This window comes from Pseudoclavibacter chungangensis, from assembly GCF_013410545.1.
Taxonomy (GTDB): Bacteria; Actinomycetota; Actinomycetes; order Actinomycetales; family Microbacteriaceae; genus Pseudoclavibacter; species Pseudoclavibacter chungangensis.
Window position 1 is genome coordinate 2626111 of sequence record NZ_JACCFV010000001.1, and the last position, 12812, is coordinate 2638922.

At 64.8% G+C, this 12812-nt stretch carries 7 protein-coding genes; all 7 read right to left on the minus strand.

Features of this window, described 5'->3' with window-relative positions:
* Positions 1 to 4 precede the first annotated feature (4 nt).
* Positions 5 to 2002 carry a site-specific DNA-methyltransferase gene (locus HNR16_RS11665; protein WP_158042156.1) on the minus strand — a complete coding sequence of 666 codons (1998 nt, stop codon included), beginning with the start codon at positions 2000 to 2002 and terminating at the stop codon, positions 5 to 7.
* Positions 2002 to 4065 (minus strand): site-specific DNA-methyltransferase, encoded by a 2064-nt coding sequence (locus tag HNR16_RS11670; protein WP_179558227.1) that lies wholly within the window; start codon positions 4063 to 4065, stop codon positions 2002 to 2004. Before HNR16_RS11670 ends, HNR16_RS11665 begins: the two co-directional genes overlap by 1 nt.
* Positions 4066 to 4080: 15 nt before the next feature.
* The gene (locus tag HNR16_RS11675; protein ID WP_158042158.1) at positions 4081 to 4737 is read right to left on the minus strand and encodes a DUF4391 domain-containing protein; all 657 of its coding nucleotides are present in this window, start codon (positions 4735 to 4737) and stop codon (positions 4081 to 4083) included.
* Positions 4730 to 7999: a helicase-related protein gene (locus HNR16_RS11680; RefSeq protein ID WP_158042159.1), complete on the minus strand. Its 3270-nt coding sequence runs from the start codon at positions 7997 to 7999 to the stop codon at positions 4730 to 4732. The genes HNR16_RS11675 and HNR16_RS11680 overlap by 8 nt, the downstream gene beginning before the upstream one ends.
* Positions 8000 to 8203: a helix-turn-helix domain-containing protein gene (locus tag HNR16_RS11685; RefSeq protein WP_158042160.1), complete on the minus strand. Its 204-nt coding sequence runs from the start codon at positions 8201 to 8203 to the stop codon at positions 8000 to 8002.
* A 116-nt stretch (positions 8204 to 8319) separates the two neighbouring features.
* Entirely contained in the window at positions 8320 to 11760 is a 3441-nt protein-coding gene (gene mobF, locus HNR16_RS11690; protein WP_158042161.1) for a MobF family relaxase, read from the minus strand.
* Positions 11761 to 12589: 829 nt separating this feature from the next.
* The gene (locus tag HNR16_RS11695; RefSeq protein ID WP_225738008.1) at positions 12590 to 12799 is read right to left on the minus strand and encodes a hypothetical protein; all 210 of its coding nucleotides are present in this window, start codon (positions 12797 to 12799) and stop codon (positions 12590 to 12592) included.
* Positions 12800 to 12812: the final 13 nt, after the last annotated feature.

The following is a 12812-nucleotide window of genomic DNA, read 5'->3' on the forward strand; positions in this document are numbered from 1 at the left end:
CGGGTCAGATCGTCCTTACCTCAGTCTCGGGCGAGACCTCTCGGAGAATCTGCTCTGCGTTGATCCGCGCGGCGTCAGATGCGAATCCTGCATCGAGGAACACGGCGCGGAGCGGACGCCGAGCAGCAATCGTCCGAACAGCTGAGTCGCTGATGTCGTCCTCGAAGCAAGCGATCAGCGCATCGTCAGCGACCGATAGCAACTCTCTGTCGGCGACCCGTTCTGTTTTGACGGGTTCACTCAGGTCGAGCGCCCAGTCGAGGATCACCTGGAACAGGAGGTCGATGCTCGTTCTACCCTCCTTTACGCTGGCGACGGCGCCGTCCAATGTGTCCTGCACGAGCGCGTCGGGAGCCGCAAGGGTGTCGACCAGGTTCGAGGTGTCGATCTTGAGCACACGGAAGCCACTGTCGAGCAGTAGGTCGTCGGCCAGCTGCTCGTGCACGAGCCGCATCCGCTGCTTTGTGATCTCGGCAACCGTCGCTGGACGCCCGAGCCGAGCGAGGAGCTTGATCGCGTTCGTGGTGATCTGCTTCGCCGCGCCCTTCGCGGTCTTGAGCGTCTCGTTCAAATCCTCAGCGACCTGGATGCCAATGAACCGACAGCTGGACTCGCTGCCGCGGTTGAGCTCGAGGACGGCCTGCATGGCAGAGCCCGAGCCAGCGAACATGTCGAGGACGACGTCGTCGCCAGTCACTCCGACTGCGCGATAGATGTCCCGGAGCAGGAACTCGTCCTTCGGGTTCGTGAACACCTTCTCGCCGAACAACGCGGCGAGCCGCTTCGACGCTGCACGGCCATCGACGTACCGGATGCTCGTGAGGCTCTGATACTCGGTATTCGCCAGGTATGTCTTGTTCTTGGGGACACTGGTGTGATCCTCGCCGAAGTGGACTCGGCCCTCTTCGATGCGACGAAGCATCTCATCCTTGGGGTAGCGCCATCCTGACGCCGGAATTTTCACGAACTCACCAGTTGCCGGGTGCGTCACGTCATACACGTACTGGCCGTCGTTCGGACCGGAGATGTCGCTTGCGAAGTAGATGCCTCGGGCATCCATCCACTCGTAGTGCTTGCTCCCGTATACCGCATCGCTGGGTTGGAAGGTCTTGTACCAGGCCTTTGCCTCGGCGTTGATCGTGCCCCAGTCGTCGCCGTGCTTCTTCCGAAAGCCGTCGAAGGCGGCGTAAATCTTGTCCAGGCCTTCCTTCTTCTCAACCCATTCGCCCGCGTTGGCTTGCCGGTTCTTGACGAAGAACACGATGTATTCGTGCTGGATCGAGACGTATGCCTGATCGTTCTTGCTGCTGTTCTTGAGGACAACTTCACCTACGTACGAGGCGTCTCCAAGCACTTCCTCGCCAAGGCGAACCAGGCTCGCGTGCTCGTTCTCGTCGATCGACACGACGAGCACCCCGTCGTCGGTGAGCAGGTTCTTCGCCAGCTTGAGCCGCGGATACATCATGCTGAGCCAGTCGGAGTGGAAGCGACCGTTCGCCTCGGTGTTCGCAACGAGGCGGTCGCCGGTCTCCGACCTCTGGCCTGAGCGGGCGAGGTAGTCGGCACTCGACTCGGCGAAGTCGTCCTCATAGACGAAGTCGTTGCCCGTGTTGTATGGCGGGTCGATGTAGATCAGCTTGACCTTGCCGAGGTAGGACTCCTGGAGCAGCTTCAGGGCCTCCAGGTTGTCACCCTCGATGAAGAGATTCCTTGTGGTGTCGAAGTCAACGGACTCCTCCCGAACCGGACGCAGCGTCTTGGCGATCGGCGCGTTCGCAGCGAACGCTGCGGCGCGCTTGCCGGGCCAGTCGAGCTGGTAGCGCTCTTGCGGCCCCTCGACGATATGGTCGGAGAGTTCCTGACGGAGCAGGTCGAAATCAACCGCGAGGGTCACGTTGCCCTCCGCATCCCTCGACTCGGTGATGACCTGCGGGAACAGCTCGGCGATCCGCTCGACGTTGCGGGCGGTGAGGTCGGGCGAGTGTAGCGCGCGCTTCTCCATCACGCACCACCGCCCAAGACCGCGAGGCCACGGTGTCGGGCATCACAGTGTCTTAACCTCGGTGCCCGGCGACAGCTCGCGGAAAAGTTGCTCGGCGTTGATCCGCTCCGAATCCGACTTGAAGGCCGAGTCCCGGAAGACGGCTCGCAGTGGCTGACGCTTCGCGATCTCGGTGACCACATCAGCGGACACCTCCTCGCTGAAGCACGCGATGAGCGCGTCGTCGGCGACGCGGAAGTACGTTGTGGGCGCGGCGCCGGCTCTCTCTCTCTCTCTCTCTCTCTCTCTCTCTCTCTCTCTCTCGAAACCTCACGTTCGATGGGCAGGCTCAAGTCGAGCCCCCAATCCAGGAGCACCTGGAAAAGCAAGTCTTCATCAGTGCGGTCCGGCTTCACGCTGTCGATCGCATCCAAGAGGTCTCCCTGGCCGAGCGCGTCGGCAGTCGTACTGGTCTCGGACATGTTTGTCGTGTCCACCCGGAGTGCTCGGAACCCGATGTCGAGGTTGGCGCCGACGAGGTCCGCGTCCTCACTCACCTTCATCGCGACCCGGCGCAAACGCTCACGGGAGACATCTGCGATGGTGGCGTACGTGGCGTGTTCGATCGGCTCGCCCAGCTGCACGAGGATGTACCGCCTGTGCCCGCCATCCCGAGCATTAAGATCCACAACCGCGTGACCCGTTGACCCGGAGCCTGCAAAGAAGTCAAGAACAAGCGCCTCGGGGTCGTTCTGCGTGACCAGACTGATCCAGCGTGCCAAGACTTGCTCGTCCTTTGGGTAGTCAAAGACCGACTCGCCTAGGAGTTGTGCGAGGCGGTTCGATGCGCTCCGCCGGTCTGCATAGAAGGTGGGCATCACGGTCTGCATGCTCGTCTCGTCGAGATACCGCTTCATGGTCGGACGAGTCGTCTCATCCGGGCCAAACTTGACACGCCCCTCGGCGAGTAGACGCTTCATGTTCTCCGGCGCGTATGCCCACCCATTCGGGTGCATGTTCACAGGCTTGCCAGTCACGGGGTGGATGATGTCGTAACGCGACGTCGAGGTCGGCGCAGGTTTCCGCATGTTGTCGCCGAAGAACACCACGCCCGGCCGCCCGTCTTCACCATCGACCTGGTTGTAGTGCTGGGACGCACGACGCGGGTCGTCAGAAGGCAACGACGCCCACCACTGGCGCAGCCGCCGACTGGCCTCTTCCGGATCGTGTCCCGCGGCCTCCCACGCCGAACGCCCCGCCTCCAGGATCGAGTAGACGCCGGGCTTCGGCTCGCGCCATCGAACAGCATCGAGCGCTGCCATGTCCCGTGCGTAGATCAACATGTAGTCGGTCGACGGCGAGAGGAACTGCGCGTCGTTCTTGCGCCCACCCTGCCAGACGACGTCGGCGATGAAGTTCTGCGCCCCGAAGGTCTGGTCCAGCAGGAGTCGCAGGTTGCCGTGTTCGCGGTCGTCGATTGCTGCGATCAGGAACCCATCCGGTGCCAGAAGGTTCCGCGCAAGCTGGAGCCTCGGCGCCATCATGCTGAGCCAGTCGGAGTGGAACCGTCCGTTCGTGTCGGGGTTTGAGCGCAGCCGCTCACCAGCGTCATTGATCTGGCCCGACTTTACGAGGTGCTCGTCCGCGCCCTCGGAGTAATCGTCGGGATACACGAACTCGTCGCTCCCCGTGTTGTAGGGCGGGTCGATATAGATGAGCTTGACCTTGCCGAGGTACGACTCCTGGAGGAGCTTCAACGCATCGAGGTTGTCCCCCTCGATGAAGAGGTTCTTCGTAGTGTCGAAGTCGACCGACTCCTCGCGCACAGGCCGGAGCGTCTTGGCGATCGGGGCGTTCGCAGCGAAAGCGGCAGCACGCTTTCCGGGCCAGGCCAGCTGATACCGCTCCTGCGGTCCTTCGACGATGTGGTCGGTGAGCTCCTGACGGAGCAGATCGAAGTCGATCGCGCGCTGGGGGTTGCCGTCGGCGTCGACGGTTTCCGTCACGACGCTTGGGAAGAGTTCGGCGATCTTGTCGATGTTCGCCTGGGTCAGGTCAGGCGAGTGCATCTTCAGCTTGTCCATCGTCATCCTCGTTCTTTACGCCAGATCCGCGAGTGCGACCTGGCGGTCTTTCAGTGCTCGGCGTAGCTCGATCTTGCGGTTGAGCTGGGGTTCGGCGCGGAGCTTCCGCTCCAGTGCGGCGATCTCGCGTTCGAGCTTCTTGGCCTTGTCCATTCTGTCTGCGGCCTTGGACAACGACTCGCCTCGGCGTGTCGCCACTGGGAGCAGCGAGGACAGCATCGCCTCATATAGCGCAGGCAAGTCAATGGCGGTCGGTAACGGAGCACGAGCGGCGTCGTACGGAAGCCACGGTGTCGTGAAGTACGACCCGACCTTCGGTGTCGCGCCACCAAGCGTCTTGTGCGCCGCGACCATGCGGACTTCGTTGCCCCTCGACACCTCGAACAGCATCGGGAAGTGGACGGACTTGTCGATCGCCGCGAGCACATCGTCGGGGACATCGCCGCCCTTCGTTTCGACAGCGAAGACCTGGATCTCCGGTACGGCGTCCGTGCCCTTCAGCCGTATGGTCGACTCCGCGAGCTTGTAGGCCCAGGTGATGCGCTGGACGTCCTCGACGAACTTTTCACGCAGCGCCGTGCGCACGTTGCCGTGCTCGTAGAACTTCGTCTTCGGCACCACGCGGCCGAGCTGTGCGGCGGGAGGCCAGCGATACAGCACGGATTCAGGCATCGGTCGACTCCTCGACGATGGCGAGGAAGGCGATCAGCTCGAAGTCGTCGAGGCCCGTGATCGTCCGCTGCAAGGCGGTGGTGTGGCCGGGGCTGAAGAGGCTGTCGATGTCGCGTTCCTCGGTCACGTCGATCATGGAGCGGATCGCTGCGGTGAGCAGGCCGCTGTACTTGCTCATCTCGGCCCCGTCGCGGGTGGCGGCGTTGAAGACGCGGCACACCTCCCAAGCGGGCTCGTCCCGGTTGCGGCACCCGGCGCGGATCAGATCAAGCAGGTACTTGACCTCGGTGTGGTCGGCGATGACGTTGCCCTCGGTATCGAGGTAGACGAGGTAGTGCGGGTGGAGGCGATTGCCGCGGTTGAGCATCTCGTCGGCGTGGATGTTCCTGAGCGCGAAGAGCGCGCCGGGCTTCAGGCCCTTCTCCGGCTGCGCGGGGACGGCCGCATGGATGCCCCTCGGAGAGGTGGCGATCGTCGGGTCGTCCTTGATGTAGCCGAGGAGATCCATTCGGAAGTCATTCAAGCCGAGATCGGTGATGCTGATGCCCGTGCGCACATCCTCCAGCTCGATCACCTCCTCCTGGAGGCGGCGGAGCTGCGCCTTGCGGAAGGCCGCGTCGCTGGCCTCCTGAGTGAGGATGTTGTCGTCCGCCGTCGCCGTGATGTCAGCGATGACCATGCGGTTCTCGACGCGCTCCTTGAGGTTGATGTATTCGTCCAGCGAGATGTCGGGCCAGAAGTTCACGAGCTGGATGCGCTCGTTCGTCGAGCCGATGCGGTCGATGCGGCCGAATCGCTGGATGATTCGCACCGGGTTCCAGTGGATGTCGTAGTTGACGAGGTAGTCGCAATCCTGGAGGTTCTGGCCTTCACTGATGCAGTCGGTGCCGATGAGCACCTCGATCTCGGCGGTCTCGTTCCGCATCGTCAGGTGCCGCTGCTTCGACCGGGGCGAGAACAGGGTGAGGGTCTGCTGGAAGCCGTAGCCCCTGCCGAGGGTCGTCTTCGGGTTGCCCTGCCCAGTGACCACTGCGCTGTCGTAGCCGCTCTGCTTCAGCAGCGGGGAAAGCTCCCGGTAGAGGTACTCAGCAGTGTCCGCGAAGGCCGAGAAGATCAGCACCTTCCTGTTGCCGGGGTTGATGGGGTCGGCGAACTTCGCCTCGATCCGCTGTTTCAGCGTGCGGAGCTTGAGGTCGTGCTCTGCGGTGATGCCGGAGATCGACGTCAGCAGGCGTGCAATGATCTGGCCGTCATGCATCAGATCTCGGCTCCATGACTCGACATCCACGTCGCTGAGGTCGACCTGCACCTTCTTGCCGACCGTGCCGCTCGTGGGCACGTCGAAGTCGTCGTCATCCGCCTCCACGTCGTCGGAGCCCGCGGCGACGTCGGTGATCGAAGTCGCATGGCTGTCGATCGCATCGAGCGCCTCTTCGACGGTGGCCTCCAAGCGGCTCAGGGTCAGCCGGAATGCCTCGATGCTCGACTCCAGGCGCTTGAGCAGGTTCACCGTCATGAGCTTCTGGATGCCCTTTTCGCGGTTCGCTGCCCCGAGGTTCTCCGTGGAGCCTCCAGCTCGGTTCTTCGCACCGCCGACGTTCCCGTAGAGCACCTCGTACTTCTCGGCGCGGCTCGGGAAGACGTAGGACAGCGGCGCATAGACCGCCAGCGTGAGGGACTGGAGCTGGTCGAAGATCTCGTTGAAGGTCGGGGTGTCCGGCAGGTCGGTCAGCGGCGACCTGATCGACACCGGCTGGAGCCGCTCCGGGAACGCACCGATGTCGGCGATGTCGTAGAACGCCTGGATGTGCTTACGGGAACGGGCGATGGTGACCGAGTCGAGCAGCTCGAAGAAGTCGAAGTCGAGCCGGGCAAGGATCGCCTCGGTGGTTCGTTCCTCCGGTGGCAGGTCGGACCATTCGTTGAAGACCCGCTGCGCCTGCCGGAACACTTCCTCGACGCTGGTGGAGAGGTTGAGCTTGGAAGCGAGTTGGGCGGACTCGCCCTCGTAGGCGAGGGCGAGCTGGTTGCGGAGGTCGTTGAAGCGGTTGTTCACCGGCGTCGCCGAGAGCATCAGCACCTTTGTCTTCACGCCCTCGCGGATCACCTTTCGCATGAGGCGCTGGTAACGGGTCTCGCGTTCCTCCATGAAGTCGGCGTTGCGGAAGTTGTGTGACTCGTCGATGACGACGAGGTCGTAGTTGCCCCAGTTCACCCGGTCGAGCGGGATACCCAGCGATTCCCCCGACTCGCGAGAGAGGTCGGTGTGCGCCAGCACGTCGTAGTTGAAGCGGTCCTTGGCGAAGATGTTCGTCGTCAGGTTCGCGTTGTAGTTCGTCCAGTTCTCCGCGAGCTTCTTCGGCGCGAGCACGAGCACCGACTTGTTCCGAAGCTCGTAGTACTTGATCACCGCCAGCGCGGTGAACGTCTTCCCTAGCCCGACGCTGTCGGCGAGGATGCAGCCGTTGTAGGTCTCCAGCTTGTTGATGACCCCGGTCGCGGCATCCTTTTGGAAGTTGTAGAGAGCGTTCCAGATCGCGGTGTCCTGATAACCGGTGAGGTCGTTCGGCAGCACGTCCTCGCTGAGATCGTCGAGGAACTCGGAGAACAGGTTGTAAAGGATCAGGAAATAGACCCGCTGCGGTGAGTTCTCCGCGTAGACGCTCGCGATGTGCTCGTGGACCGCCTGGGTCACGTCATCGAGCTGCTCGGGGTTCTGCCAGATCTGGTCGAAGAGCTGCACGAACTGCCGTGTCTCGTTCGCACCCTCGAACTTCGTGACGTAGTTCGAGACCGCCGGACCCCGCTCGTAGCCGAGGTCGGCCGTCGTGAAGCCCTGGATCGGGAAGTACGCGGCGATATCATCGACCGCAGCCACGGGCTGCATCGGAGCGCCCGTGCGGTTCGACCGGAAAGTGACCTTCTGCCGCACCCACTCGGCGCACTCGCGGGCGATGGCGCGCTGAGTCAGCTTGTTCCGCAGACGGATCTCGAACTCCGACCCGTACAAGCTCGACACGTCTCCGTGACGCACCTCGAACTGGCGTCGCTCCGGGGCCGGCTTGTCCGTCGCCTTCGCGGTGTTGAAGGACGGAGCCGTGAAGATGAACTCCAGCTCCTTGATCTGCGACAGCTCCCGCTTCAGCGCCTCGAACGCGAAGATAGAGAACGTCGAGGCAGCGATCCGCAGCCGCGACCCCGCCCTGACTTCGGCCTTCAAATCGTCTCCGAGCAGCTCGTTGACGTTGTCGATGATGCGCACTCAGGCATCACCACCATCGGTGGCGCCGTCCGGCGCAGCGCCGGCGCGACGCACCCAGTCGTCAACCTCGCTCACCTGGAACTTCCAGAGTCGACCGATCTTGTGCGCGGGCATCCCCTTGTCAGCGATCCAGACGTAGACCGTCTCCTTGGTGACCCCAAGATGAACGGCGATGTCGTCGGCGGACAGCCAGGGCTCGCTCATGAGAGCACCGCCCTGACGAGTTCGGACGAGGTCATAGCTCAGAGCCTATCGGCGTAACCATCTTTTGGCCGGTTTCTCCCGGTTTAGTCTCGCTCAGCTCAGCTGTCGCGCCACGACTATAGTGACGGGCCGTCGCGATGTGGGGAGCGATCGCGGTTCCGTTCAAACGCCGAAACGTCGATCCGCGTCGCCCGTGCTTCCACCGCTCTGTGAGATTCCTCGGCGGCGAGACGCTGAGCCGCGTCTTGGGCAGCACGCTCGTGGACGAGCTGCACTGCTTCATCTGGTGGAAGCGCATCAAGCTGGGCGAGGTAGCGGCGATCCTGCGCCGCCTGCTCGCGCAGGGCATTCACCCGCGCCGCAATCGCGCTCGGACGCCGGTTCCCGAGGGCGCGCGCGTACAGCGCCGTGTGCTCCCGCGACTGCCTTGCGGTGATCTCTCTGACGATATGGCGCGCCTGCGTGGCTTCCGCGCGTGCTTCGATGACCTCGGGTGCGTAGCCGGCTATGCGCTTGGCAACTGTCTCGGCCCACCCGGGCAGGCCAGCCTCGCTAGGCGGAATGCTCTGCCAACGGTCATGCACCGCCCGCTCTATGTCACTACGGCGGGCATCTGCCTCGTTCGCAGTGCGGGCGGCCGAGCGCTTGCGGAAGCGCGACGCGCTCATTATTGCGAGGTGTGCCGCGTACGCCTCCTGGTGCGAGGCTAGGAACGCGGCACCATCCGCGACCGCTTCCTGGGCCAGTAGCTTCACAACGTTCGCGAGTACCGCAGCGGCCTTCGCATCCGCGGATTCAGCGAGCTCGCGCTCCCGCTCATACTCGGCCTTGTGCCGCCCGGACTGGTCGTGCAATCTAGCGGCTGCCGACACCCAGTGCTCTCGCTCCGCGTCAGCTTTCGTGACCCGCTCGATGATCCGGTCGCGCTCCGAACTCACGATGGACATGGGCCCGTCTGCGATCAGGTCGGTGACGGCCTCACGGGCGCGTTCGGTGGCGTCTTCCAGGCCGAGGTCTGCGCGGTCTCGGGCGAGCGCATCGACGAACTGCTGCTTTGCGTCTGCGAGATCGCTGGCAACGATGTGCAGCCTGTTCGTCTCGCGCCCGCGGGTCATGCCGACGTAGACGCCTGCCGCTTCTATAGCGTCGGAGAGCAACGCGTGTGCGGCATTCACGGTCGCGCCCTGGACGCCGTACGCGGTGACCGCGTAGGCCAGATGCGCATCCTCGGCCACGTACTCCGCGGGCAAGGTCACGGTGCGCTGCTGCTTACGGCCGTTGCCGGTCTCAATGACGCTCAGCGCGCCGTCTTCGCCGACGTGCTGCACCGTCCAGGTCTGCCGGTTGGCAACGCCGAGCGTGGACTCGTTGCGGCGGGTCTGGATCACGTCCCCGATGCCGATGGGGAGCCAGTCACTGCCGAGCACCGTCCGCGCGTCGTCGACCTCACCGCAGTCGACCCGCTCGGCACGGATGCGTTCGTTCAGCGCTCGGGCCTCGTCGTTCGTCGCCGCGGTGATCGCATCCGCCGGGTGCGTCGTCCTGGCAATGCTCTCCCGCACGTCGTCGTTGGTGTCGTGCAGGACGATCAGTCCGTGCTCGTTCAGCCGATCGAAGATCGCGGCGGGGTTGCGAGCATGCCGCAGCTCGAGCGTGAGCGCCGCATACGCGGGGTCGGTGAAGCGGTGCAGGCTCGTCATATCTACGACTGCCGGGGTGAGTTTGGTGGCGATGTCGAGAACGCCTCCGCGACCGACCGCGGGGAGTTGCGCCCGGTCTCCGACGAGCGCGACAGTCGCCCCGGCCTCGTCCGCGACTCGCAAGAGGGCGAGGGCGGAGTCTTGGTCGAGCATCCCTGCCTCGTCGACGACGATCCGCTCACCAAGTGCGAGCCGCGCATCGTGCGCCGGGCCACGGTAGATGCTTCCGGTTTCGGGATCGGCGTCACCGGGCCTAAGGCGCGTCCACACGCCGTCGCTGTTCCACCGGAATCCATGCGCGTAGACGAGCGCAGCAACGGAGTCGGTCGGGATGCCGAGTTCCTGGGCGGCGACGTCGGCGGCCTTCTTCGTCGGCGTGACGACCCGCATCCCACGGCCCTCGGCTGCTGCGGCTTCGATGGCCGTCTTGAGCATCGTGGTCTTACCCGACCCCGCGGCGCCTTCGACCACAACGAGCGGGTCGGCGGATGCGACGACTGCGGCCGCTCGCTCCTGGTCGGCATCCAGGCCTGCCTGCACCGCAAGCTCGTGGACTTCCGGGACGCGCTGGTTGGACTGCTCCGGGCGTGCGGTGAGCAGGTCGCGCAGTTCCGTCTCGGCAGCGACGACGCGCAGCGATGTCAGATGCGCGACGTGCTCCGGCTTCGGCGCACCGGGTGGGAGGACGGAGAGGCAATCCGATGCTGCGAGCTGGGTCGCCAGTTGTACGAACTCTCGCAGCTCCTCGGGTGTGGCTTGCACGCCGTGCTCGGTGGTGATGCGGGCTACGTGCTCGCGCAGCGTGTGCGCCGTCCACGCCGATGCACCCGCCGCCGCACGGTCAAGTGCACGAGATGCGACTTCCTCGATGCGCAACTCGTCGAGCGCGACCGGTGCAGGCCTGTGCGCCCGTGGCGCATCCGGGCTGTAGCCGGCGTCTTCGAGCTCCGCGCGCCAACCGGCCTCGCTGCCGAGCACCGTGGGCTTCTTCCCCGGGCGATCGTGCTCCCACGCCTTCGATTTCAGCCGCGCCCACACGACCGGCCCCGGTTCCTCGCCAGGATGCGCAGCTTCCCACTCGGCCTCGAAGGTGACGAGATTGCGTTCGACCTGCGCACCGCGCTTCGACATCACCGCGTTGTATCGCTCCAACTCCGCGACCTCTCCGGTCGCCGGGTCGAGCGTGAGACCGTGCTTGTCGAGTACGGCGGCGAGTTGCGGGTGCGCGGCGATGATGGCAGTACCGAGGGCGCGAATCGCACCCTGCTGCTTGAGCAGCGCCGCGGTGTCCAGGCCGCGCCACTTTCCCGCGGCGTAGACGCGGGTGCCGATCTGGAAGTGGATGTGCCGGTGCGGGTCACCCGCGCGGCTGGTCTTGTGCGCGACCGCGACGGTCTGCAACTGCTGCACCGGCACAACTTCTCGCGCGTTCCGAGGCCCGATCCGGGTGACCGAGTGCTGGGCGAGCCAGCGTCGGATCTCCGCCGCCGCATCCTGCTGCGCGGCGTCGAGCGCGTCGGAGACCGCCGCGTGCAGAGCAGCGGCGATGGAGAGCGACTTCGGCGCGTTGATCACCATCTCCGCGAACCGCGGCGAACCCCGCATGCCCTCGCCCGCGCCGCGCGGGGTTCCCATCGACGTGCCGCTGATCGGGTCCGTCCAGTCCACCCACGCGGCGTACTGCACCGGGTCGAGCGTCCGTGCCTCGATGATCTCGCCCGCGGAATCGGTGACGGTGAACTCCGCGAGCGCGGTGCCGCCCTCCAGGTAGTACTCGTCGGCGGTGGATCTGTCCGACTCCAGGTATCGGCGCGCGGCCGCGCCGGTACCGCGGAACAGGATCACGCCGCCCTTCACCCCCGGGCCTCCTCACGAGTCGTCTCATGAGGGAGGTGCGCACGCCCCACCAGCGGTGGCATACGTCCATAAATGAATCCGAGAGGAGCGCACCGATCAGGTCTCAGAGCGGAAGCCGGTGCGAGCTGACGGCGAGATCGACGCAGACGGCAGCAGGGCAGGCGCTACGGAAGAGGCGTGCGTGATCGCCGCATGCCGGGTATGCGTGTGTTGTCGAGTCGGTCAGGAGCGTCCAGGCGGGCGACGTGGCTCCAGCCGGACATCCGTTCGTGGAAGCAAGTATCAGCGTGGGCGGGCGGCGAAGCGGTCGCTCACAATACCATGAGGGTGATGGGGCGGCTTCCTGCTCCGATACGACGGTTCCGGAAACTTTCCGGCACCGTCATTGAGGACGTCCAGGAAGCTGTCGCGCATCGTCCATCCGCGTCGTTCACGGTGCCGTCAAATTGACGGAACCGTGCGGTCCCCAACAGTCCGGGCGCCGTGAGTGCGTGCGCGGTGGTGGCAAGTTGGCACCACCTCGAACTCCGGGCCTTTCGAGTTCACGGGTGGTGCAAAATCTGCACCACCGTGATGACGCCGGTTAGGCACGACCGGAGCGTTGCTACCGGCGGTGCCGATTCGGCACCCCCGTAGCGGGTCCTTGTGACGGTCCCGCCGAATCGGCAGAACCGTAGTTCCGGGAAGGTCCGCGGTGGATGGGATTCCACACCGCCGCCGCACGCTCATGGACTTGTGGTGCGGGTACGTTACCTCTCCTCTCGCACAGGCGCAAGGCTTCGGTGAGAAGGTACGCGGCGCCGCCCGCGCGACCGGCGAGCCGCATGACTCACGTCCCAAGGATCGTGTCGAGGATGTCGGCGGTGACGACATCGACTTGCTCGGCCGTGATGACGTAGTTGTTGCGGGTGACCATCTCGTTCGCGTGCCCGAGCAGTCGTGACGCGATCGTGAGTCCGGCCGCGCGCTCCACGAGCGTCGCGGTGGTGCGCCGGTAGATGTGCGTCGAGTACTCCTCCACCTCGACACCGAGGCGCACGAGTTGGTCGCGG